General features: G+C 72.1%; 23 protein-coding genes. 7 read left to right on the top strand and 16 right to left on the bottom strand.

The features are described 5' to 3' along the window. Window positions 1–293: 293 nt before the first annotated feature. The gene (locus tag J2Z30_RS36185; RefSeq protein ID WP_044567474.1) at window positions 294–1055 is read right to left on the bottom strand and encodes a FadR/GntR family transcriptional regulator; all 762 of its coding nucleotides are present in this window, start codon (window positions 1053–1055) and stop codon (window positions 294–296) included. Between the two features lie 157 nt (window positions 1056–1212). On the opposite strand from J2Z30_RS36185, the gene J2Z30_RS36190 reads away from it, so the two are divergent. After that, window positions 1213–2016: a carbon-nitrogen hydrolase family protein gene (locus J2Z30_RS36190; protein ID WP_044567472.1), complete on the top strand. Its 804-nt coding sequence runs from the start codon at window positions 1213–1215 to the stop codon at window positions 2014–2016. Then, a complete protein-coding gene (locus J2Z30_RS36195; RefSeq protein ID WP_044567470.1) occupies window positions 2010–3446 on the top strand; it encodes an APC family permease in 1437 nt (478 codons plus the stop codon). Before J2Z30_RS36190 ends, J2Z30_RS36195 begins: the two co-directional genes overlap by 7 nt. A gap of 66 nt (window positions 3447–3512) precedes the next feature. Here J2Z30_RS36195 and J2Z30_RS36200 read toward each other — a convergent pair whose 3' ends face one another. Beyond that, the gene (locus tag J2Z30_RS36200; protein WP_044567468.1) at window positions 3513–4379 is read right to left on the bottom strand and encodes an AraC family transcriptional regulator; all 867 of its coding nucleotides are present in this window, start codon (window positions 4377–4379) and stop codon (window positions 3513–3515) included. A 252-nt stretch (window positions 4380–4631) separates the two neighbouring features. On the opposite strand from J2Z30_RS36200, the gene J2Z30_RS36205 reads away from it, so the two are divergent. Next, entirely contained in the window at window positions 4632–4976 is a 345-nt protein-coding gene (locus tag J2Z30_RS36205; RefSeq protein ID WP_044567466.1) for a hypothetical protein, read from the top strand. Here J2Z30_RS36205 and J2Z30_RS36210 read toward each other — a convergent pair. The 6 genes from J2Z30_RS36210 to J2Z30_RS36235 form a co-directional block, all read right to left on the bottom strand. Next, entirely contained in the window at window positions 4934–5641 is a 708-nt protein-coding gene (locus J2Z30_RS36210; protein WP_044567464.1) for a pentapeptide repeat-containing protein, read from the bottom strand. The genes J2Z30_RS36205 and J2Z30_RS36210 overlap by 43 nt on opposite strands. 20 nt (window positions 5642–5661) lie before the next feature. Continuing rightward, window positions 5662–6195 carry a ferritin-like domain-containing protein gene (locus J2Z30_RS36215; RefSeq protein WP_044567462.1) on the bottom strand — a complete coding sequence of 178 codons (534 nt, stop codon included), beginning with the start codon at window positions 6193–6195 and terminating at the stop codon, window positions 5662–5664. Next, window positions 6155–6394: a hypothetical protein gene (locus J2Z30_RS36220; protein WP_209468992.1), complete on the bottom strand. Its 240-nt coding sequence runs from the start codon at window positions 6392–6394 to the stop codon at window positions 6155–6157. The genes J2Z30_RS36215 and J2Z30_RS36220 overlap by 41 nt, the downstream gene beginning before the upstream one ends. 75 nt (window positions 6395–6469) lie before the next feature. Beyond that, the gene (locus J2Z30_RS36225; protein ID WP_044567458.1) at window positions 6470–8620 is read right to left on the bottom strand and encodes a xanthine dehydrogenase family protein molybdopterin-binding subunit; all 2151 of its coding nucleotides are present in this window, start codon (window positions 8618–8620) and stop codon (window positions 6470–6472) included. Beyond that, the gene (locus tag J2Z30_RS36230; RefSeq protein WP_044567456.1) at window positions 8617–9609 is read right to left on the bottom strand and encodes an FAD binding domain-containing protein; all 993 of its coding nucleotides are present in this window, start codon (window positions 9607–9609) and stop codon (window positions 8617–8619) included. Before J2Z30_RS36230 ends, J2Z30_RS36225 begins: the two co-directional genes overlap by 4 nt. After that, complete coding sequence (locus tag J2Z30_RS36235) at window positions 9606–10163, bottom strand: (2Fe-2S)-binding protein (protein ID WP_044567454.1); 558 nt, start codon at window positions 10161–10163, stop codon at window positions 9606–9608. The genes J2Z30_RS36230 and J2Z30_RS36235 overlap by 4 nt, the downstream gene beginning before the upstream one ends. 252 nt (window positions 10164–10415) lie before the next feature. Here J2Z30_RS36235 and J2Z30_RS36240 point away from each other — a divergent pair, with 252 nt between their 5' ends. Beyond that, window positions 10416–11027 carry a TetR/AcrR family transcriptional regulator gene (locus J2Z30_RS36240; RefSeq protein WP_044567453.1) on the top strand — a complete coding sequence of 204 codons (612 nt, stop codon included), beginning with the start codon at window positions 10416–10418 and terminating at the stop codon, window positions 11025–11027. A 112-nt stretch (window positions 11028–11139) separates the two neighbouring features. Here the strand turns inward: J2Z30_RS36240 and J2Z30_RS36245 are convergent, their stop codons facing one another. The 4 genes from J2Z30_RS36245 to J2Z30_RS36260 all read right to left on the bottom strand — a co-directional run bounded on the left by J2Z30_RS36245 (window position 11140) and on the right by J2Z30_RS36260 (window position 15269). Next, entirely contained in the window at window positions 11140–12162 is a 1023-nt protein-coding gene (locus J2Z30_RS36245; RefSeq protein ID WP_044567451.1) for a Gfo/Idh/MocA family protein, read from the bottom strand. Beyond that, window positions 12159–13163: a Gfo/Idh/MocA family protein gene (locus J2Z30_RS36250; protein WP_044567450.1), complete on the bottom strand. Its 1005-nt coding sequence runs from the start codon at window positions 13161–13163 to the stop codon at window positions 12159–12161. Before J2Z30_RS36250 ends, J2Z30_RS36245 begins: the two co-directional genes overlap by 4 nt. A 134-nt stretch (window positions 13164–13297) precedes the next feature. Then, window positions 13298–14074 (bottom strand): SDR family oxidoreductase, encoded by a 777-nt coding sequence (locus tag J2Z30_RS36255; protein ID WP_044567448.1) that lies wholly within the window; start codon window positions 14072–14074, stop codon window positions 13298–13300. A 16-nt stretch (window positions 14075–14090) separates the two neighbouring features. After that, on the bottom strand, window positions 14091–15269 hold the full coding sequence (locus tag J2Z30_RS36260) for a phytanoyl-CoA dioxygenase family protein (RefSeq protein ID WP_044567446.1): 1179 nt from the start codon (window positions 15267–15269) through the stop codon (window positions 14091–14093). Between the two features lie 108 nt (window positions 15270–15377). On the opposite strand from J2Z30_RS36260, the gene J2Z30_RS36265 reads away from it, so the two are divergent. The 3 genes from J2Z30_RS36265 to J2Z30_RS36275 all read left to right on the top strand — a co-directional run bounded on the left by J2Z30_RS36265 (window position 15378) and on the right by J2Z30_RS36275 (window position 17664). Further along, entirely contained in the window at window positions 15378–16409 is a 1032-nt protein-coding gene (locus tag J2Z30_RS36265; protein WP_044567444.1) for a LacI family DNA-binding transcriptional regulator, read from the top strand. Window positions 16410–16566: 157 nt separating this feature from the next. Then, on the top strand, window positions 16567–17262 hold the full coding sequence (locus tag J2Z30_RS36270; RefSeq protein ID WP_044567442.1) for a DJ-1/PfpI family protein: 696 nt from the start codon (window positions 16567–16569) through the stop codon (window positions 17260–17262). Between the two features lie 69 nt (window positions 17263–17331). Continuing rightward, window positions 17332–17664 (top strand): hypothetical protein, encoded by a 333-nt coding sequence (locus J2Z30_RS36275; RefSeq protein ID WP_044567440.1) that lies wholly within the window; start codon window positions 17332–17334, stop codon window positions 17662–17664. 82 nt (window positions 17665–17746) lie between these two features. Here the strand turns inward: J2Z30_RS36275 and J2Z30_RS36280 are convergent, their stop codons facing one another. The 4 genes from J2Z30_RS36280 to J2Z30_RS36295 are packed head-to-tail and all read right to left on the bottom strand — an operon-like array spanning window position 17747 to window position 21495. Further along, complete coding sequence (locus J2Z30_RS36280) at window positions 17747–18463, bottom strand: sulfite exporter TauE/SafE family protein (RefSeq protein WP_044567438.1); 717 nt, start codon at window positions 18461–18463, stop codon at window positions 17747–17749. Continuing rightward, on the bottom strand, window positions 18460–19521 hold the full coding sequence (locus tag J2Z30_RS36285; protein WP_078956457.1) for an ABC transporter ATP-binding protein: 1062 nt from the start codon (window positions 19519–19521) through the stop codon (window positions 18460–18462). The genes J2Z30_RS36280 and J2Z30_RS36285 overlap by 4 nt, the downstream gene beginning before the upstream one ends. Continuing rightward, window positions 19514–20527, bottom strand: coding sequence for an ABC transporter ATP-binding protein (locus J2Z30_RS36290; RefSeq protein WP_044567436.1), 1014 nt, complete (start codon window positions 20525–20527; stop codon window positions 19514–19516). The genes J2Z30_RS36285 and J2Z30_RS36290 overlap by 8 nt, the downstream gene beginning before the upstream one ends. Beyond that, window positions 20524–21495: an ABC transporter permease gene (locus J2Z30_RS36295; protein ID WP_044567433.1), complete on the bottom strand. Its 972-nt coding sequence runs from the start codon at window positions 21493–21495 to the stop codon at window positions 20524–20526. Before J2Z30_RS36295 ends, J2Z30_RS36290 begins: the two co-directional genes overlap by 4 nt. Window positions 21496–21508: the final 13 nt, after the last annotated feature.

Consider the following 21508-nt stretch of genomic DNA (forward strand, 5'->3'; position numbering starts at 1 on the left):
GAGATGGAGGAGAGGGGTAGGACGCCGGGCGGGAGGGCCCGGCCGAGCGGCGTGGCGCCGAGGGCGGCGGCGCGCGGTGGGGGGAAACCGGCTGGTTCCGGCTCAGCGGCGACAGAGGCCGTCGTCGACGCACCACGCCGAGCTCGCGAACAGCGCGAGACAGAGCAGACGGGCGGGTGCGGACATGCCCTCCAGGATATGGTCCGGGTTTCAAGAATTGGACCCCGGTCTCACCATGCGATCTGTGGAGTCGGCCACAGCTGGAGTCGGCCACGGATACGGATGGCCTCGGGTCAGCCGTCCTCGCCCCGCTCGGCGGTGTCCGCGAAGCCCACGTACATCGAGTGGTGCAGCTCCGCCACATGGTCCCGGAGGAGGGCGGCCGCCGAGGTGGCGTCCTGCGCGGCGAGCGCGGCCCGGATGGCCTTGTGCTGCGCGTTGCTGCCGCGGAGGTAGTCCAGCGGATACGGCAGGAAGTACGCGTACAGCTCTCCGGTGATCCGCTCGTACATCCCCAGCGCGGAGGGCAGCCCGGCGCCCTCGGCGAGTGCCAGGTGGAACCGCTTGTCGCTGGCGTGGAACTCGGCCCAGCTCCCGGCCGCGTCCATCTCCCGGACGCACTCGTCGAGCCGGTCGAGCCCCGGCCGGCCGAGCCGCTCGGCGGCCAGATGCGCGAAGCCGGCCTCCAGCACGATGCGCTCGTCGATCAGCCGGTGCACCCGTTCGCTGTCCTCCCGGTACGCGGCGACCTGCGCCACGGTGCGGCGGCGCGGCCGCTCCGCGATGAAGGTGCCGCCCGTACGCCCCGGGCGCCGCTGGACGACGCCCTCGCGCTCCAGGGTGCTGAGGGCCCGGCGGACGGTGATCTCGCCGACCCCGAGCGCCGCCGCCGTGGCCTGGACATTGGGCAGCCGCTCGCCGGGCGCCAGCAGGCCCAGGTCCACCGCCAGCGAGATCCGGGCCCGTACGGTGTCGACGGCGCTGGTGCGGCGGATCGCGGCGAGGGCGCTGCTGGTCAGGGCGCTCGGTGCGCCGGACGGTTCCTGGGTCGCCATTCCCTCAGCGTAGGCATCCCGCCCCGCGGCCTCCCCACGGTCCTCGGACGGGGGCCGCCGCTTTGCGGAACCGTTACCTCCGGGGGTTTACCTGATCAAAGTGAGCATGTTTTCATGGCTCGCATTCACCCCTGGACACCCACTGTCGAAGGCACTGATGAAGATCTCCGGACTGCAGACGGCGGGAACGCCCGGCGACGTCGACGCCAACCTGCGCGAACTGGACGCGGCATGCCGCCGGGCCCGTGCCGAAGGCGCCGAACTCCTGATCACCACCGAGCTGTTCATCACCGGCTACGACATCGGCGACGCCGTCCGGGACCTGGCCCGCACCGATCTGCTCTCCCCGGCCCAGGAGATCGCCGCCGCCCACGGCATCGCACTCGTCCTCGGAGCCCCCGAGTACGACGACGGGGCCTACTACAACAGCGCCTTCTTCATCGACCCGGCCGGAGCGATCCTCGGCCGCCACCGCAAGACCCACCTCTTCGGCGAACTCGACCGCAGGTACTTCACGCCGGGCGACCGGACCGCCCCCGTCATCGACTACGCGGGCGTCCGGATCGCGATGCTGATCTGCTACGACGTGGAGTTCCCCGAGAACGTACGGGCCGCCGCCCTCGCCGGCGCGGACCTCGTCGCGGTCCCGACCGCCCAGATGCAACCGTACGAGTTCATCGCCGAGCACCTGCTGAGGGTGCGCGCTTGGGAAAACCAGATCTACATCGCCTACGTCAACCATGACGGCGACGAGGGTTCACTGCGCTACGTCGGCCGCAGCTCCATCGTGAGCCCGTCGGCGACCGTGCTGGACAGCGTCGAACACGGCAACCGGCTGCTCTTCGCCACCGTGGAACCGCACACGGTCCGGCAAGCGCGCAAGGCCAATCCGTATCTGGCCGACCTCCGGCCAGACCTCTTCACCCCGTCCGCCCGCGCCACCAAGGATCCGTCATGCTGACCGACCCCGATGTGCACGAACCCACCGCGCAACCGACCCGGACGAATCTCTCGGGGCGGCTCGGCACCGGTGCCATCGTCTTCATGGTGATCGCCGCCGCCGCCCCCCTCACGGTGGTCGGCGGCAACGTCCCGCTCGCCATCGCCGGCGGCCCCGGCGCCGGAGCCCCTGTCGGCTTCGCCCTCGCCTCGCTGGTCCTGCTGGTGTTCGCGGTCGGCTTCGTCACCATGACGCCCCACGTTCCGCAGGCCGGGGCCTTCTACGCGTACGCCACCCGTGGCCTGGGGGGCCGGGTCGGAGTGGGTACGGCCGCCGTCGCGCTCGTCGCGTACACGGCGATCCAGGTCGGCGTCTACGGCTATCTGGGATGGGCCGTGAACGACGTCCTCCACACCTTCGGCGGGCCGTCCCTGCCCTGGTGGGTGTGGGCGCTCGCGGCGCTCGGCATCGTGGCCCTCCTCGGCTACCGCCATATCGACCTCAGCTCCAAGGTCCTCGGTGTGGCACTCGTCCTGGAGATCGCGGTGGTGCTCGTCCTGGACGCCGGGATCTTCGCCAGGGGCGGCGCCCACGGTGTCAACGTCGAGTCGTTCACCCCGCATGCGGCGTTCTCCGGACCGCTGGGCGTGGCCGTGCTCTTCGCCGTCACCGGATTCATCGGCTTCGAGGCCACCGCCGTCTTCCGGGACGAGGCCCGCGACCCGGAGCGGACCATCCCCCGGGCCACCTACCTCGCCGTCCTGATCATCGGCGGGTTCTACACGCTGTCCTGCTGGGCGCTGGTCCTGGCGGCGGGCACCGATGACGCCCCGGCCGTGGCGAGGAAGACCCTGGACGGGCAGGGCAACATGCTCATGGACACCGCCCAGGCCTACGTCGGCACCGCGCTGCGGGACGTCATGCAGGTGCTGCTGCTCAGCAGCCTCTTCGCCTGTGTGCTCTCCTTCCACAACGTCATCGCCCGTTACACCTTCACCCTCGCCCGTAAGGACCTCCTCCCCGCACGGCTGGGCGCCGTCCATCCGCGCCACCACTCGCCGTCCGTCTCCTCGATCGTCCAGACCGTCACCGCGCTGGTCCTGGTCGTCTGCTGCGCGGTCGCCGGACTGGATCCGCTGGTGGGCGTCTTCGGCTCCATGGCGGGAGTGGCGACGGTCGGCATGATCCTGCTCATGCTCATCACGTCCATCGCCGTGGTCGTCTTCTTCGCGCGCGACGCCCGGCTCGCCTCGGGCCGGGTCTGGCAGACCCGGATCGCGCCGGTGCTGGCCGTGGCCGGACTGCTGACCGCGCTGTGGCTGGTCTTCTCCAACTTCACCCTCGTCACCGGCGTCGGTGTGGGCGCGAGCGTCGTCCTCGGCGTCATCCCCTTCCTCGCCCTCATCGCGGGCCTGGTCCGAGGGGACCGCGGCGCGCGGGAGCGCACATGAGAGGCGCCCGGTCCGGCCGTCCGGGCAAGGCGCGGGCGGCCGGACCGGACCACGGGTACGAAAGCGTCAGACCGCGGTTCGCTCCACGGGGATCCACAGCTCCGCGTCCGCCCGCGCCCCGTCCTGCGACAGCCGGGTGCGCAGGATCTCCGGACCCGGCCTGCTCTGGTACGGGTTGGACGGGAACCACTGCGTGAAGACGTCCCGCCACAGGTGCTGGAGCGCCCGCGGGAACGGCCCGGAGTTCTCGAAGACGGCCCATGTCCCCGCCGGGACGGCCAGCGTATCCAGGTCCTCCGGAGCGGCGGCCCTGGTCACCACCCCGTGGTAGTAGTCGAGTTCGGTTCCCTCGGCCCGGCTCGGGTCGAGGTTGTCGCTCACCCCCAGGATCCCCTCCGGCTCCTGATCGGACAGAGCGGCGATCCGCCGTATCGTCTCCTGGCCGATCCCCCGGATGAACTCCGCGATCCCCGGATTCACCCCCTCATGGACGAGCGGCACACGGACCTTCTTGCCGACCACCTGGAACCGCTCCTTCTCCACGACCCGGTATCGCATACTGCTGCTCCCTTCGACGATGAGGCGGAAGGACATCCGGGGCTGGGAGCTCAGCGAGGCACCCGCCCGCCGGGCCTCACCCGGGCCCACACCGTGCATGGCCCGGAACGCCCGCGCGAACGCCTCCCCCGAGCCGTAGCCGTAGCGCACCGCGATCTCCAGGAGCGTCCGCTCCCCGGCGAGCACCTCGGCCCCCGCGAGGGTGAGCCGTCTGCGCCGGATGTACTCCGACAGCGAGATCCCCGCCAGCGCCGAGAACAGCCGCCGGAAGTGGTACTCCGACGTCATCGCGATCCGCGCCAGCTCGGCCACCTCGATCCGCTGATCCAGACGCGAATCGATGTGGTCCAGGGCCTCGTTCAGCCGCTCCAGCACCTCGGTCTCCTTCCTTGACGCTGATCACGTTAGGAAGTCGGCACCCTGCCGGACCCGACATCCTGTGCCCGGTCCGGTCGGGTACGCCGGTCGGCCACGGGACGCCCCGGCCGTCGCTTTGCCCGGATTCCGACGGGGGTTCATCTGTACGTCCGTTCGGTTACCGTTTCATCACAACGCATACATGGCCCTCCCACTTCGCCGCCCCCGCGCCGGATGATGCACCCCACCATCCACGCAACGGGGAGACACATGGGCACCCGCACCGTCCAAGCCGCCGCAGTCTTCGCCATCACCCTGCTCCTGACCGGCTGTTCCACCAGCGGTGACGCGCGCGACAAGAGCACGCCGAGTGGCACCCCGGCCGCCGCCGAGAAGGCCGAGGTCACCCGGGCCTGCGTCGATGCCATCGCCGACCGGGCCGCCGCCCACAAGGGCGGAGCGGTCCGTTCCCACCCCGTCCCCGCGCCCTGCGCCCGGCTGTCGGACGCCGACTATCTGGACGCCTATATGAAAGGCCTCGAGCAGGCGCACCGCGCCGCGAAGAAGACCTCTCAGGGGGCGGCCGACAAGGCGGCCGACGGCGGGGGAAGCTGACCCGACGCCCGTTTCCCCGGCCGGGCCAGATGGTCGGCGCAGGAGACCCGTGCGCTCGACCGGGAGCCGTCCGGGCAGAGGACGTTCTCCCAAGTCGTCGTCGAAATATCGGCGTCCCGCAGCCGCGCGCCGCGGAGATCGGAGTCGGACACCGTGGCTCCGGCCAGATCGGCGCCGCTCAGATCCGCTCCGTTGAGGCCGACACGGGTGAGGGACGCCGCCCGCAGCTCCACGCCGTCCAGCTGTGCGCCCTCCAAGCTGACGTCGGTGAGCAGACCCCTGTCGAGCCTGGCGCCGCTCAGATCGGCGCCGCGCAGATCGACCTGCGAAAGGGTGGCGGAGCCGAGGTCCACCCGCCGGAGGTCGGCGCCCCGCAGATCGACGTTCTCCAGCGACACCCCGGCCAGCCGCGCCGCGTAGAGATTGCCGCGCCGCAGATTGGCCTCGGACACCAGCCCGGTCAGGGTGGACCGTTCGAGGTTGACGCACCGCAGCTTCTTCTGCCACAGATCGCCACCGGCCACGGTGCGGCTGGAGAGATCCTTCCCCGTACGGCCGGAACAGCTCCGGCCATGGTCGTCGTCCTTCCCGCACCCGGCGAGCAGGGCCGAGGACAGCGCGGTCACGATGAGGCAGGAGAGCGAGCGGGGCCACCGCGTGGTCATGGGCCGACCCACCACCGGCGTCAGACGCCGATCAGATCCACCAGATCGTCGGCGTGCTCCTCCTCTTCCTCCAGGATCGACTCCATCAGCCGGCGGGTGGTCGGGTCGTGTTCGGCGAGCCAGCGGATGATCTCCTGATAGCTGGCGATCACGATGCGCTCGGCGAGCAGATTGTGCTCCAGCATCGCCTTCAGGTCGTTGTCGGCCGGGGTGGTGTAGTCGGTGTGGGAGCGCTGGGTCAGCGAGGCGGGGTCGAAGTCGGGGTCGCCGCCGAGCTGCGAGACGCGTTCGGCGGCGCGCAGCGCGTGCTGCATCTCCTCCTTCGCGTGCTCGGTGAACTCCGAGGACACCTGGGCGCGGTCGATCCCGCTGGCCGAGATGGCGTGACGGGTGTAGCGCAGCCAGCACACCACCTCGGTCGCGATGACGTCATTGAGGATGCCGATGACCCGGTTCTTGTCCAGACCGTAGGTGCCGGTCACCGGGCCCGCCGCCATCTTCCGGCGGGCGTCGTCACGGATCCTGGTCACGTCCAGCACGAAGTCGTCGCTCATCGGTGCCCTCTCTGCTCTCCTCGGCTTGGGCGAGTGTTCCCCGCCGGGGCCCGGAGAGGAGCGGGCGGAGCGGGAAGATGACTGGATCGCCGCACAGCACCAGCCGATCGGCGGTCGGCCGGTCGGCGGTCGGCCGGTCGGCCGCCGGGAGCGGGCCCAGGTCCAGGGCGGTGCGGCGGGCGTTGTCGGAGACCGGCACCTGGATGTTTCGTACGAGCTCGGCGCCGGCCAGGTGGGAAACCTGGCCGGCGCCGAGCACTCCGCGGTGAAGGCGTCAGCCCGCGTGACCGGGCTCCGGCACGTTCGTCCCCGCCGACAGGACCCGGTCCGGGCGGATCGGCAGGTTGCGGTGGCGGACGCCGGTGGCGTGCCACACCGCGTTGGAGATCGCCGCCGCGGCCCCCACGATGCCGACCTCACCGACGCCCTTGATGCCGACCGGGTCGTCCGGGTCCGGGTCGTCCACCCAGTCCGCCTCGACGACCGGCACATCGGCGTTCGCGGCGAAGTGATAGCCCGCGAGGTCGGGAGAGACGAGGCCGCCCGAGGCCCGGTCCCTGACCGCCTCCTCGTGCAGGGCCATGGAAATGCCCCAGATCATTCCGCCGACGAACTGGTTGCGCGCGGTCAGCGGGTTGACGATCCGGCCCGCCGCGAAGATGCCGAGCATCCGCCGCACCCGGACCTCTCCGCTGGTGACGTCCACGGCCACCTCGGCGAACTGCGCGCCGAAGGAGTGCCGTTCCTTACTGGCCAGGGCGCCGATGGCCTCGGTGGTGTCGGACCGCGCGGTGATCCCCTCGGGCGGGATGTCGCCGCCCAGGGCCAGCCGCTCGCGCAGCTCGCTCACCGCGATCGCCACCGCCCACGCCCAGGAGCGCGTGCCCATCGAGCCACCGGCCAGCATCGCCGGGCCGAGGTCGCTGTCCGCCATGACCACCCGGACCCGCTCCGGATCCACCGCCAGCGCGTCCGCGGCGATCAGGTTGATGGCGGTCCGGGCGCCGGTGCCGATGTCCGCCGCGTTGATGCGCACGGTGAAGGTGCCGTCCGCCTCCGCCGTCACGGCCGCCGTGGACGGCCCGGCGCCGGAGTGGAAGCTGGCCGCCGCCATACCGGTCCCGAGCAGCCAGCGCCCCTCGCGGCGCACCCCCGGACGGGGATCCCGGTCGGCCCAGCCGAACCTGCGGGCGCCCTCCTCGTAGCAGGCGACCAGATTGCGGCTGCTGAACGGCAGGCCCGAGACCGGGCCCCGGTCGGGCTCGTTGCGGACGCGCAGCTCGATCGGGTCGACGCCGGTCTTCTCGGCGAGCTCGTCCATGGCGCACTCCAGCGCGAACGAGCCCGGTGCCTCGCCTGGCGCGCGCATGAAGGTCGGGCTCGGCACATCCAGCCGTACGACACGGTCGCTGGTGTAGTGCGCGTCGGCGTCGTACATCACGCGGCCCACCGTGGCGCTCCGCTCGACGAACTCGTGGACCGTGGACGTGACGCACTCGGACCGGTGGTCGAGCACCCGCAGCCGCCCCGACTCATCGGCGCCGAGCCTGACCCGCTGCGCGGTGGGGCTGCGGTAGCCGATCGTCGAGAACATCTGGCGGCGGGTCATGACGACGCGCACCGGGCGATGGAGGAGGGTGGCGGCCATGGCGGCGGCCACCTGGTGCGGGCGGGTGGTTTTGGAGCCGAAGCCGCCGCCGACGTGCTCGGACCGTACCCGCACCGACTCCGCGTCGAGCGAGAAGATCTGCGCGAGCTCGGCGGCCACCATCGTGCTGCCCTGGTTGGAGTCGAAGACCTCGAGGCGGCCGCCGTCCCAGTGGGCCGTCGCCGCGTGCGGCTCCATGGGGTTGTGGTGCTCTTCCGGGGTGGTGTACTCGGAGTCCACGACGAAGGTGGATGCGGCGAGTTCGGCCTCGACGTCCCCCTTCGTCGCCACCGCGGCCCCGAAGGGCGAATCCGGAGGGGTGTACATATCCGGGTGTCCGTAGGTGAAGCCGATGTCGTGCGGCTCCTGGTCGTACCGGACGACCAGCGCTTCCGCGGCCTCCCTTGCCTGCTCGGGCCGCTCGGCGAGGACCAGCGCCACCGGCCAGCCCATGAAGGGGACCCGGTCGTGCTGGAAGACCCCGATGATCGGGTCGGGCTTCCCGATCATGCCCATGTAGTCCAGGTTGACCCGCGGGGCGTTCTCGTGGTGGATGACCGCGAGGACCCCGGGCATGGCGAGGACCGGCTCGGACTCGACCGCGCTGACGCGGCCGCGGGCCACGGTGGACAGCACCATCCAGCCGTGGGCGAGGTCGGGCAGGGGGATGTCGCCCGAGTAGCGGGCCGCTCCGGTGACCTTCTCCCGGCCCTCCACGCGGGTGCGCGCGGTGCCGAAGGCGCCCGTCGTCGTGGTGGTTCCGGTCGTCGTGGTCATCGGGCGGCCTCCTCGGTGAGTTCGGTCAGCAGGGCCACGACGAGGTTGCGCGTCAGCGGCACCTTGTATCCGTTGTGGGGCAGTGCCTCGGCGGCGGCCAGCTCCGCGTCCGCGGCGGCGGCGAACGCCTCGGCGGTCGCCGGGCCTCCGGTCAGCGCCCGCTCGGCCGCCAGCGCCCGCCACGGCCGGGAGGCGACCGCCCCGAGGGCGAGGCGGACCTCGTGGACGACCCCGTCGCGGACGTCGAGGGCGGCGGCGATCGAGCCGATCGCGAAGGCGTAGGACGCGCGCTCGCGGACCTTGCGGTAGCGGGAGTGGGCGGCCACCGGGGCCGGGGGCAGGGTGATACCGGTGATCAGCGCGCCGGACGGCAGCGCGGTCTCCAGGTGCGGGGTGTCGCCCACGGGCAGATAGAAGTCCGCGAGCGGCAACTCGCCCGGCCCGTCGGCGGTTTCGTACCGTACGACGGCGTCGAACGCGGCGAGCGCGACCCCCATGTCCGAGGGGTGGGTGGCCACGCAGTGCTCGGAGGCACCGAGGATCGCGTGGTTGTGGTGCTCACCCTCGATGGCCGGGCAGCCGCTGCCGGGGAGGCGCTTGTTGCAGGGCCCGGCCACATCGGTGAAGTAGCCGCAGCGGGTGCGCTGGAGGAGATTGCCGCCGACGGTGGCCATGTTGCGCAGCTGCCCGGACGCACCGGCCAGGACGGCCTGGGCGAGGGCCGGGTAGCGGCGCCGCACCTCGGGGTGGGCGGCGAGATCGCTGTTGGTGACGGTGGCCCCGATGCGCAAGGCCCCGTCCGGCGTCACCTCGACGTGGTCAAGGGGCAGTTCGGTCACGTCGACCAGGCGTCCCGGCCGCTCGACGCCGGTCTTCATCAGATCGACCAGGTTGGTGCCGCCGCCGAGGAAGCGCGCGTCGGGGTCGGCGCCGAGCACGGAGACCGCCTCGGAGACCTCGAGGACCCGCTGGTAGCCGAACTCCTTCATGCGAGGGCCTCCTCGGTCCCGGCCGTGCGCGCCTCGGCCGCCCGCGCGACCGCCTGCACGATCGACACATAGGCGCCGCAGCGGCACAGGTTGCCGCTCATCCGCTCCCGGATCTCGTCCGGGCTGAGGGGCGGGGGCCCCGCTTCGGGGCGGACATCGGCGGTGGCGGCGCTCGGCCAGCCCGCCGCGTGCTCCTCGAGCACGGCGAGGGCGGAACAGATCTGTCCCGGGGTGCAGTAACCGCACTGGTAGCCGTCGAGGTCGAGGAAGGCCTGCTGCACCGGGTGCAGCTCGTCGCCCTCGGCCACGCCCTCGATCGTGGTGACCTCACGGCCCTCGGCCGCCACCGCGAGCTGGAGGCAGGAGACGGCCCGGCGGCCGTCGATCAGCACCGTGCAGGCACCGCACTGGCCCTGGTCGCAGCCCTTCTTGGTGCCGGTGAGGTCGAGCTGCTCCCGCAGGGCGTCGAGCAGGGTGGTGCGGTGGTCGACGGGCAGCGTGTGTTTCTCGCCGTTGATGGTCAGCGTGATGACGCTGGACGTCGATGGGGCCATGATCAGCCTTCTTTCGCGGGTGTGGTGCGCGTTGAAGTCGTCCGATGGACGGGGCCCGGGGTCCAGGGAAGGGGGTCCCGGGGATGGGGGATGCGGGACAATGCCTGTCGGCACTCGGTTTCGGCCATCCACACTGGCCGTTTCAGCCGGTAAGGTGGACCTAAGCGGACAAGTGTCCGCTGTGCATGAAACTTAGCGGACAGCTGTCCGGTGAGCAAGGCTGGCGCTACGGCGGGGCCCGGAGGAGGGCGAGTGCGGGCAGAGAGGGAAGCGCGTCTGCGCTCGGACGCGGCTGCGAACCGCGAGCGCATCCTGGAAGTGGCGCTGGCGGAGCTGACGCGCTCGGCGGACGTCCCGCTGAGCGCCATCGCGAAGAAGGCGGGCGTCGGGCAGGGCACGCTGTACCGCAACTTCCCCAGCCGCGAGGCCCTCGTTCTGGAGATCTACCGTCATGAGATGCGGCAGGTGGCCGACACCGCGGCCGAGCTGCTGCGTACCCGCGCGCCGGATCAGGCCCTGCGGGAGTGGATGGGGCACCTGGCCCGGTTCGCCATGGCCAAGGCCGGTCTCGCCGACGCGCTGCACAAGGCCATCAGCGCATCCTGCGGCCAGGAGAAACCGGGGCACGGCCAGATGACCGAGGCCGTGGCGCTCCTGCTGCGGGCCAACGAGGAGGTCGGCACCATCCGCCCGGGGGTCACCACCGACGACTTCCTGCTCGCCATCGCCGGCCTGTGGCAGATCGGCCCCGACGAGAGCGGGCAGGCGCGCGCCCGACGGCTTCTGGACCTGGTCATGGACGGGCTGCGCACGGGCGCGCCCGGGATGGCCGGGCCGGGGACGGCGGCCGACGGGGCGGGCTGAGCCGGCTGAGCCCGCCGGGGACGGCAGCCGACCCGGCGGGCTGAGCCCGGTCGGAGGCCCTGCCCGTCGGCGGGCGGGGGCCGGGCCTCCGTAGCGCGGCTTGTCCCGCGGATCAGCCCGGGACCGGGAGCGCGGTGCGCGGCCGGGGCGGGAACCCGGCGGCGCGGTAGCACGCGTCGACCAGGGACATGGTGGTCAGCGCGTCCTCCGCGTCCAGCGGAAGCGGTGCGCCGTGCCGCAGGTGCGCGGCGTACGCGTCCAGCTGGTAGGTGTACGAGGACCGCTTGCCCAGCTCCTCGGTCCGCTCACCCGCGGGCGTACGCACCACGACCCGGTCGTCGAGATGAGGCTGGACGAAGTTCATGGCCGTCGCTTCCCCGCGTGAGCCGATGACCGTGAAGCTCATCCGCCACTCCTGGTGTGCCATATGGCAGCGGGCGGATCCGGTGGCGCCGCCGGGGAAGGCCAGGTCCGCGTCCAGCCACTCGTCCACCTCCGGTGCGCCGTGCCGGGCGCCGCCCCGGGCGGTGACCAGGCGCGGGGGACCACCGGCCCAGGGGGCGAGCGTGGCTTGCGCATGCAGGCTGTAGCAGCCCAGGTCCATCAGGGCGCCCCCGGCCAGGGGCAGGGACCAGCGGGGGTCGGACCCGGGCGGGGCGGGCATGGTCATCATCGTCTCGACATGCCGCAGCTCCCCGAGTTCCCCGGAGCCGAGCAGCTCATGGAGGCGGCGGGTGACGGGGTGGAAGAGGTAGTGGAAGCCCTCCATGAAGACGGTGCCCGCCTTGGCGGCCGCGTCGCGCACCTCGGCGGCCTCCTCGGCGTTGCTCGCCGAGGGCTTCTCGGTCAGCACGTGCTTGCCCGCGGCGAGCGCGGCGAGGTTCCAGGGCCCGTGCAGACTGTTGGCCAGCGGGTTGTAGACGACCTCCACCTCGGGGTCGGCGATCACATCGGCGTAGGAGCCCAGGACGCGCTCGACACCGTGCTCGGCGGCGAAGGCAGCGGCCCGGCCCCGGGAGCGGGCGGCGACCGCGACGAGGCGATGGCCGCCCGCACGGGCGGGGCCGACGAGGGAGAGCTCGGAGATCCGGGCGGCGCCCAGGACCCCGATGCGCAGCGGCTCGGCTGTCGTCATGCCTTGCGTACCTCTTCCATGGTCACGGGGCGGTGTTCGCGCAGCGAAAGCGTGCAGGCCTCGGCGATCCAGCCGGCCTCGACGGCGTCGGCGACGGTGCAGGGGGAGGGCCGCAGACCCGCCGCGACCTCGGTGAAGGCGGTGAGCTCGGCCCGGTAGGCGGCGGCGAAGCGGTCCATGAAGAAGTGGTGCGGTGTGCCGCCGGGGAAGGTGGCACCCGGTTCGACGGAGCGCAGCGGCAGCCTGTCCTCCAGGCCCGCGGCCACGCTGTCCGTCATGCCGTGGAGCTCCAGGCGGGCGTCGTAACCGCGGGGGTTGTGGCGGGTGTTGGAGACCACGGCGAGGGTGCCGTCGTCCAGGGTGAGGAGGGCGGAGGCGGTGTCCACGTCTCCGGCGGCCGCGATGTACTCGGCGCCGCGGTTGGCGCCGGTCGCGTAGACCTCGGTGACCTCGTGGCCGGTGATCCAGCGGACGGTGTCGAAGTCGTGTACGGCGCAGTCGCGGAAGATGCCACCGGAGACGGCCACATAGGCGGCCGGGGGCGGCGCGGGGTCCAAAGTCGTGGACCGAACGGTGTGCAGCGGCCCGAGCTCACCGCTGACCACCGCCGCCCGCGCGGCCGCGTAACCGGGGTCGAACCGCCGGTTGTAGCCGATCTGGACCTCCACCCCACTGCCCTCCACCGCGCGGAGGACATCGAGGCTCTCCTCGATCGTGCGCGCCACGGGCTTCTCGCAGAAGACCGGTACGCCCGCCCGTACGGCGGCGACGATGAGCTCGGGGTGGGCGTCGGTGGCGGCGGCGATCACGACGCCGTCCACATCGGCGGCGAGTACGGCCTCCGGCGAGTCGACCGCGTGGGCGCCGAAGCGCTCGGCGGCGGTGGCGGCGGCCGCGGCGACCGGGTCGGTGACCACGAGGGAGTCCACCGCGTCGAGCGTGGACAGGGTCTCGGCGTGGAAGGCGCCGATCCGGCCCAGGCCCATGATGCCGATACGCATGGGGAGTCGTGTCCCTTTCTGGTGGTGCGGGTGGTGACGGTGTGGCTTGAGGGCGGGTTGGCTTCCGGACGGTGGTGCTTCTGGCGGTGCGGGGGTTGGCTTCTGGAGGGTGGTGCTTCTGGCGGTGCGGCGGGTCAGCCGAGTCCGCCGAGGACGTTCTGGTCCCAGTCGATGACCGAGCCGGTGACGACCCCGCTGCGGTCGGAGAGGAGGAGGACGACGAAATCGGCGATCTCGTCGACCTGGGCGAGCCTGCCCATCGGCTGGCCGCGGGCCGCCTCCTCGCGCCAGTCGTCGCCCGCGCCGTGGAAGGCGCGCTGGATGGCGTCCTCGCCCTCGGTGTCGGTCCAGCCCAGGTTGAGGCCGTTGACGCGGACGCGGTCCCAGCGGTGGGCGTGTGCGGCGTTGCGGGTCAGGCCCGCGAGCCCGGCCTTCGCGGCGGAGTAGGGCGCCAGGAACGGATATCCGCCGTGTGCGCAGTTGGAGATGATGTTGACGATGGTGCCCGGGGCCCTCCTGGCCACCATGTCGGCGACGGCGGCCTGCATGGCGAAGAACGGGGCACGCAGATTGATCGCGACATGCGCGTCGAAGAGCTCGGGCGTGGTGTCCAGCAGCGTCCCGCGCGAGGTGAGCCCGGCGGAGTTGACCAGGCAGTCGATCCTGCCGTGGGCCGCCACCACCTGTTCCACGCTGCCGCGTGCCTGCGCGGGATCGGCCAGGTCGGCGCGGCGGAAGGAGGCCGTGGCTCCCCGGTCGGCGAGCTCCCCGGCCAGCTGCTCACCGGCGTCGGGGCGGCGTCCGGTGAACGCCACCGTGGCCCCCTCGCGGGCGGCGGCGCGGACGATGCCCGCGCCGATCCCCTGGCTGCCCCCGTTGACCAGGACGATCTTGTCCTGCAACAGTCCCATCAGCGGTCCGTCTCCTTCAGCTCTGGCGGCGCTCGGCGCCGGCCCGCAGTTCCGTACGCAGGGTGTCCGGGGCCCAGTCCCGCTCCAGGGCGCGCCGGAGGGCGTCGGCCTGGGAGTCCGGGGCGAGGCCGCCGACCGGCGGGTCGAGGTCGAGATTGGTGGGGAAGGGGTAGCCCTCGGCGCAGGCCGCGACCACGTTGTGCAGCCAGTCCTCGGTGGCACCTTCGGCCTTGCGCCGCCGCAGTACGGGGAAGACCGCGTTGGCCACCGCCTCGCGGTCGACGGTCTCCATGGCGCGGCCGAAGGCGGAGGAGATCTGCAGCAGGTTCGCCATCCGCCGGATGTCCGCCGAGCGATTGTGTCCGGCGGCGTGGAAGAGCGCCGGGTTGAAGAAGACCGCGTCGCCCGCCTCCAGGGGCAGCTGGACGTGGTGCTCGGCGAAGTAGGCCATGAACTCCGGGCGGCGCCAGGCCAGATAGCCGGGCTCGTACGCTTGCGAGTACGGCAGGTAGAGCGTCGGGCCGGACTCGACCGGCATGGCGCAGTGGGCGACCGCGCCCTGCAGGGTCAGCGCGGGGGAGAGCCGGTGGACATGGGCGGGATAGGCCGCGGCCCGCGCCTCGGAGAGGAAACCGAGGTGGTAGTCGCGGTGCACGCTCTGGGCCGCGCCGCCCGGGTTGACCTGGTTGATCTGTGAGGTGATCTGGTAGCCGGGGCCGAGCCAGGCGGTGGCCACGAGGGCGATGAGGTCGTTGGCGTAGTAGTCGGCGAAGACCTCCGGTGCGCTCAGGGCCAGCTTCTCCAGCGCGTTCCACACCCGGTCGTTGGCGCCGGGCTTGGCGAAGTGGTCACCGCGGGCGGCGCCCGCCACCCGTTCCCGCTCGATCAGCGCCGTGAACGCCTCGGTGGCCCGGTCCAGGACCGACGCGTCGCGGAAGGCTCCCCTGAACACCACGATGCCGGGGCCGTCCAGCAGGGCGTGGACCAGCTCCGCCTGTGCCTCCCGGCGGCCGGGGGCCGTGGCGGCCCGCGCCCGCAGGCGGTCGCCGTCGTAGACGGGGACGTTGTGCTCCACGGCGTCGGCACCGGGGTGGTCACCGGGGTCGGTGGTCCGCTCGACCAGGGTGCGGAAGGCCTCGAGGGAGCAGTCGGCCTCACTGAGCCAGGCATGAGACCTCGGAGCGATGAGGGGCATTGCTTTCCGATCCTTCCCGTGGGCTGCGGCTTTCTGTCAGTGTTGTGATCGGCCGAGCATCGGGCAATCCTCAGCAGTCCATCAAAAACCCCTCAGGGAGGCGCGCCGATGGCCCATCCGTATCCCGTCCGGGAGATCGCCCGGCAGGCGGGTCTGAGCGAGGCCACCGTCGACCGGGTGCTGAACAACCGGGGCGGGGTGCGCGACAGCACCACCCGGGAGGTCCACCAGGCGATCAAGGATCTGGACCGGCAGCGCACCCAGGTCCGCATCGGTGGCCGCACCTTCATGATCGACATCGTGATGCAGGCCCCCGAGCGCTTCTCCTCGGCGGTCCGCGCCGCCCTGGAGGCGGAGCTGCCCTCGCTGCGCCCGGCGGTGATGCGGTCGCGCTTCCACTTCCGCGAGACCGGTCCGGTGGAGGAGCTGATCGCCACGCTGGACCGCATCGCCCAACGCGGCGGCTGCCAGGGGATCGTCCTGAAGGCGCCCGACATCCCGGAGGTCACGGCCGCCGTCGGCCGCCTGGCCGCCGTCGGGCTACCGGTGGTGACCCTGGTGACCGATCTGCCCAGCAGCGCACGCCGGGCCTACGTCGGCATCGACAATCGCGCCGCCGGAGCCACCGCCGCGTACCTCATGGGCCAGTGGCTCGGCGACCGCCCCGGCAATGTGCTCACCACCGTCAGCCGGGGGTCCTTCCGCGGTGAGGAGGAGCGCGAGATGGGCTTCCGCAGCGCCCTGCGCAACGCACACCCCGGGCGCACGCTCGTCGAGGTCACCGACAGCGACGGTTTGGACGCGACCCAGCGCGACCTGGTCCTGCGGGCGCTGCGGCGCGACCCGGACATCCGGGCGGTCTACTCGATCGGCGGCGGCAACACCGCGACCATCCAGGCCTTCGAGGAACTCGGCCGCGGCTATGAGGTGTTCATCGCCCACGACCTCGACCACGACAACACCCGGCTGCTGCGCGAGCGCCGGCTGTCCGCGGTGCTCCACCACGATCTGCGCCAGGACATGCGCCGCGCCTGCCAGATCATCATGCGGGCCCACGGAGCCCTCCCCGACGACGGCCCCTCCCTGCCCTCGCCCATCCAGGTCGTCACGCCGTACAACATGCCGCCCGACGCGGCCTGAGACGCCTGACCGCGGCACCTCCCCGCACGCTCCGGCCCGCTTGGCGAGATCCCGTTGAACCATGTCACTCGTGCCACTGGGAGCCGTTTCCGCCCTCGCATAGCGTCGGGACAGGGCCAGACGGACTGGCCATCACCGCATGTGAGGGAACATTTTCATGCTCGCGCAGATCGTCCTGTTCGACGGCTTCGACCTCCTCGATGTGCTCGCCCCCTACGAAGTGCTGCACGCCGGTGGCATGGCTTCCGGAGGAGCGCTGCGCGCGGAGCTGGTGTCCGCCGAGGGGCCGCGTGAGGTGGTGAGCGGGGTCGGCGGCGTGCCACTGCGCGCCATGGCCGCACTCGATCCCGCGAGGGCGGACCTGGTGGTGGTCCCCGGCGCGGCCGGCCGTGTCGGAGAGCCCGGCGAGGTCCCGGACCACGACGCGGACGCGGACGCGGGCGAGTGGCGGGAGGACGAGTTCATCCCCGTCCTGCTGGGCCGCACCCTGAACACCGGGCTGCCGGGGCTGCTGAAGGCCGCCATGGACCGCCCGGAGGTGACCGTCGCCACGGTGTGCGGCGGCTCGCTCGTGCTGGCCATGGCCGGTCTGCTGGAGGGCCGCTACGCCACCACCCACCACATGGGCCTGGACATGCTGGATGCCACCGGCGTCAACGCGATCAGGGCCCGAGTCGTCGACGACGGCGACCTCGTCACAGGGGCCGGTGTCACCTCCGGACTCGACCTGGGCCTGTACCTGCTGGAGCGCGAACTGGGGCCGCGGATCGCCCACGCCGTCGAGGAGCTGTTCGCCTACGAGCGCCGTGGCACCCCCTGGCGCCACCACGGGCCGTCGCCCGTCGCCCTGTGACCGCACCGCCCCACCGCCACACCGCTACACCGCCATCCGTCCCGACCGACCGTAAGGAAGCACACCACCATGCCCGTCGCAGACTCCGTCGAAGGCACCTGGGATCTGTCCATCTCCACACCCATCGGCCGGATCAAGGCCGTGATCGAACTCCGCGACGAGGACGGCACCCTGACCGGTACGGCCCACGGTGCGGGGGAGGAGGTCCCGCTGGCCGATGTGGCGCTCGACGGTGACCGGCTCATCTGGCGTCAGGCCATCACCAAGCCGATGCGACTGAACCTCGCGTTCACGATGACCGTCGACGGCGAGACGATGACCGGCACCTCCAAGGCCGGGCGGCTGCCCTCCTCCAAGGTCACCGGACAGCGCCGCGCCGTCCCCGTGGCAGCGGGGGACTGACCCACGATCAAGCGGCCCGAGTAGCCCCTCTGGGCAAGAGGAAGCGGCAGTGCCGACTTCCAGCGGAGAAGTGCCGCCCGGCTCAGACGAACTGCTGGACCACCAGCACGGTCGCGCTCGCCACCGCGAGCACCATGGCGACGGCCCTGGTGCGCCGCATGTCCAGCCGGCTCGACAGCGGGCGGGCCAGCAGCACCCCGATCGCCGCGGCCGGGGCCAGCAGGGCGGTGCGCCACAGGCTGTACGTGTGCACCGCCCCCGTCGCCGCCAGGGTGGCCAGGCTCATCACCGAACCGGCCAGGAAGAACGCGCTCATCGTGGCGCGCAGCCGCGGTCCGCTCAGGCGCTGCCAGACCATGGCCATCGGCGGCCCTCCGATGGCGGTCGCCGTGCCCATCAGCCCCGACAACAGACCGGCCAGCAGCACCGACCGCCGTCGCGGCGCGGGCACGAAGCCGCGCAGGCTCACCGCCACGCCCGTGAGGACGACCGCGGCCACGAGGAGGGCGAGGTACCGGGCGGGCAGCACGGCCACCAGCGCCGCGCCGCCCAGCACCCCCGGCACCCGGCCGACCAGCGCCCACCCCGCGCCCCGCAGGTCCAGGTGGCCGCCTTCCCAAGCCAGCACCGCGGCCGTGACCCCGGTGGCGAGCAGCAGGACCACCACCGGGGTGAGCGACGGGTCGAATATCGCGATCACCGGGGCGGCCAGCAGGCCGAGCCCGAAGCCGATGGAGACCTGGAGCAGCGACCCGACCGCCACCGTGACGAAGAGCAGGGTGAACTCCGGCGGGCTCATGCTTCCGTCGGCCCGGCGCCCAGCGGGAAGTGGCACAGGCCCTCGTGCGGGTCCCGTCCGGTGTCCGCCGTGCCGTCGCGGGTCACGACAGGAGGAGCGAGCTCGGCGCACCGGGCCTCGCTCTTCCAGCAGCGGGTGCGGAACCGGCAGCCCGACGGGATGTCGTACGGGGACGGGATCTCCCCGCGCAGCTGGATCTCGTCGTCCTGGGCCTGCCCGGAGACGTCGAGGGTGGGCGCGGCGGACATCAGGGCGGCGGTGTAGGGGTGCACGGGCCGGTCGAAGACGTCCTCGGTCGGGCCGTGCTCGATGACCTTGCCCAGGTACATCACCGTCACCCGGTCGGAGACGTGTCTCACCACCGACAGGTCATGGGAGATGAAGACGTAGGAGACACCGAGCCGCTCCCGCAACTCGGAGAGCACATTGAGCACTTGGGCCTGCACCGAAAGGTCGAGCGCGGACACCGGCTCGTCGCACACGATGAGATCGGGGTCCAGCGCCAGCGCGCGGGCGATGCCGATGCGCTGCCGCTGCCCGCCGGAGAACTCGTTCGGGTAGCGGTGGGCGTCGCTGTCCCGCAGCCCGACGAGCGACAGCAGCTCACGGACCCGCCGCTCCCGCGCCTGTGCCGTGGGCACGATGTCGCGGTGGGTGCGCCATGGCTCGCCGATGAGGTCGGTCGCGGACATCCGGGCGTTGAGCGAGGCGAAGGGGTCCTGGAACACCATCTGCACCCGGCGCCGCCAGGCCAGCAGTTCCTTGCCCTTGAGGGTGAACGGATCGGTGCCGTCGAAGCGTACGGTGCCCGAGTCCGGCCGCTCAAGACCGAGCACCACCCTGGCCAGGGTCGACTTGCCACATCCGGACTCGCCCACCAGCCCGAGCGTCTGCCCGCGCTCGACCCGTACATCGACGCCGTCGAGCGCGGTCAGGCGCCGGCGGCCATGGCCGAACGACTTGGTCACGCCGCGGACCTCGAGCAGGGGCGGGGGAGCGGCGGAGCCATCGGCCCGGAGGCCGGCGGCCGTGGCGTCGGTGAGGGGCGTCTCAGACACGGTCGAGCTCCTCGGAGAAGTGGCAGGCGGCCGAACGCGAGGCCCCGACGGACATCGGACGGGGGCGCTCCTGGGCGCAGCGCTCCTGGGCCAGTGGACATCTGGCCTGGAAGACACAGCCGGACGGGACCGCGCTCAGCTCGGGCGGGCTCCCGGGTACGGCGGGCAGCGGACGGCCCCTGACGGCGTGTTCGGGAACCGAGTCGAGCAGGCCCCTGGTGTAGGGGTGGCGGGGGCGGGAGAACACCTCCGCCACCGGGCCGGTCTCCACCACGTTGCCCGCGTACATCACCGCGACATCGTCCGCGCGCTGGGCCACCACCGCCAGATCGTGGGTGATGAGCACCAGCGCCATGTCCCGCTCGGTCTGCAGATCCCGCAGCAGCCGCATGATCTGCGCCTGCACGGTGACGTCCAGCGCGGTCGTGGGCTCGTCGGCGATGAGCACATCGGGGTCCAGCGCGACGGCCATCGCGATCAGCAGCCGCTGGCGCATACCGCCGGAGAACTGATGCGGATACGCGCGGGCCCGCAGCCGGGGCTCGGGGATGCCGACGCGGGTCATCAGCTCGACCGCCTTCTCCCGGGCGTCGCGGCGCGACATCCCGCGATGGATGCGGAACGGCTCGGCGAGCTGCCTGCCGACCGGCTGTACGGGGTTGAGCGCGGTCAGCGCGTCCTGGAAGACGATCGACAGCACGGGACCGGCGAGCTTTCTGCGCCCCGCCTGGCCCAGCCGCAGCACATCGGTGCCGGACACCTTCACGGATCCGCCCGTCACCTCGGCCGTCGGGTCGAGCAGTCCGGCGATGGACAGCGCGGTCATCGACTTCCCGCAGCCGGACTCGCCCAGCAACGCCAGCGTGCGTCCCTTGCGCACCTGGAAGCCGACGCCGTTCACGGCGCGTACGGTCCCGGAGGGAGTGCGCAGGTCGACACAGAGCCCCTCGACCTCGAGCGCGGGGCCGCCGGTCCCGGCGGGCGTGGGCAGAGTGGAGGACTTCACGCGATCATCTCCGAGGGAACAGCGGTCCGGTTGCCGCGCCGCTTCCTGGGCAACGTCAGACGCCAGCGCTGGGCCGGGTCGGTGGCCAGGCGGACCCAGGCGGCGAGCACCGTGGCCGACACCGTGGTGAGTACGATCGCGACACCCGGCAGCACGGCGATCCACCAGGCCGTCTGGAGGTACTGGCGCCCTTGCGCCACCATCAGCCCCCAGCTCACGTCGGGGGGCTGGATGCCGATGCCGAGGAAACTCAGGCTGGACTCGGTCAGCATGACGAAACAGAAGTCGAGCGTGGCCACGGTCAGCAGTGTGGGCAGCGCGATCGGCAGAATGTGCCGGTAGATGATGTTCCGGCTCGGTGTGCCGAAGGTCCGGGCCGCGTCCACGAACAGACGGCTCCTCAGCTCGGCCGACTCCGCGCGGGCGGTGCGCAGATAGACCGGGACGCGCGCGATGGCGAGGATCAGCACGATGTTCATCGCGCTGGGCGCGAAGACATACAGCACCACGACCGCGATCAGCAGGGACGGGAAGCTGAGGATGACATCGGCGACCCGCATCGCGACGTTCTCGCGCATACCTCCGTGGTATCCGGCCCACAGCCCCAGCGCCGAGCCGATCAGCAGCGAGCACAGCACCGCGGGCACCGCGACGGACAGCGTCGTCCCGGCGGCGTCCACCAGCCGGGCCAGCACGCTGCGGCCCAGCACATCGGTGCCGAGCAGCCCGTAGAAGCCGTGGTCGAGGGAGGGCGGGCGCAGCGAGGCGCGCAGATCCTGCCGTACGGCTCGGTCCCCGATGAACAGCCCGCCGAACAGCGCGACGAGGAACACCCCGGCGAGGATGACGGCCGCGACTGCCGCGGCCCGGTCCCGGCCGAGCAGCAGCCACCAGCGGGGCGGGCGTTGGCGCGACGGGACGGCTGCCGCGCCGGAGGGCCGGTCGGCGGGGTCGGTGGGGTCGGTCATGGTGGCTCCTTCG

Source organism: Streptomyces iranensis (assembly GCF_017874715.1).
Lineage (GTDB): Bacteria > Actinomycetota > Actinomycetes > Streptomycetales > Streptomycetaceae > Streptomyces > Streptomyces iranensis.

Coding starts and splice junctions, on each gene's coding strand:
- J2Z30_RS36185 (WP_044567474.1), bottom strand. CDS start 1,055: ATGGCGACCCAGGAACCGTCCGGCGCACCGAGCGCCCTGACCAGCAGC.
- J2Z30_RS36190 (WP_044567472.1), top strand. CDS start 1,213: ATGAAGATCTCCGGACTGCAGACGGCGGGAACGCCCGGCGACGTCGAC.
- J2Z30_RS36195 (WP_044567470.1), top strand. CDS start 2,010: ATGCTGACCGACCCCGATGTGCACGAACCCACCGCGCAACCGACCCGG.
- J2Z30_RS36205 (WP_044567466.1), top strand. CDS start 4,632: ATGGGCACCCGCACCGTCCAAGCCGCCGCAGTCTTCGCCATCACCCTG.
- J2Z30_RS36210 (WP_044567464.1), bottom strand. CDS start 5,641: ATGACCACGCGGTGGCCCCGCTCGCTCTCCTGCCTCATCGTGACCGCG.
- J2Z30_RS36215 (WP_044567462.1), bottom strand. CDS start 6,195: ATGAGCGACGACTTCGTGCTGGACGTGACCAGGATCCGTGACGACGCC.
- J2Z30_RS36225 (WP_044567458.1), bottom strand. CDS start 8,620: ATGACCACGACGACCGGAACCACCACGACGACGGGCGCCTTCGGCACC.
- J2Z30_RS36230 (WP_044567456.1), bottom strand. CDS start 9,609: ATGAAGGAGTTCGGCTACCAGCGGGTCCTCGAGGTCTCCGAGGCGGTC.
- J2Z30_RS36235 (WP_044567454.1), bottom strand. CDS start 10,163: ATGGCCCCATCGACGTCCAGCGTCATCACGCTGACCATCAACGGCGAG.
- J2Z30_RS36245 (WP_044567451.1), bottom strand. CDS start 12,162: ATGACGACAGCCGAGCCGCTGCGCATCGGGGTCCTGGGCGCCGCCCGG.
- J2Z30_RS36250 (WP_044567450.1), bottom strand. CDS start 13,163: ATGCGTATCGGCATCATGGGCCTGGGCCGGATCGGCGCCTTCCACGCC.
- J2Z30_RS36255 (WP_044567448.1), bottom strand. CDS start 14,074: ATGGGACTGTTGCAGGACAAGATCGTCCTGGTCAACGGGGGCAGCCAG.
- J2Z30_RS36260 (WP_044567446.1), bottom strand. CDS start 15,269: ATGCCCCTCATCGCTCCGAGGTCTCATGCCTGGCTCAGTGAGGCCGAC.
- J2Z30_RS36265 (WP_044567444.1), top strand. CDS start 15,378: ATGGCCCATCCGTATCCCGTCCGGGAGATCGCCCGGCAGGCGGGTCTG.
- J2Z30_RS36270 (WP_044567442.1), top strand. CDS start 16,567: ATGCTCGCGCAGATCGTCCTGTTCGACGGCTTCGACCTCCTCGATGTG.
- J2Z30_RS36275 (WP_044567440.1), top strand. CDS start 17,332: ATGCCCGTCGCAGACTCCGTCGAAGGCACCTGGGATCTGTCCATCTCC.
- J2Z30_RS36280 (WP_044567438.1), bottom strand. CDS start 18,463: ATGAGCCCGCCGGAGTTCACCCTGCTCTTCGTCACGGTGGCGGTCGGG.
- J2Z30_RS36295 (WP_044567433.1), bottom strand. CDS start 21,495: ATGACCGACCCCACCGACCCCGCCGACCGGCCCTCCGGCGCGGCAGCC.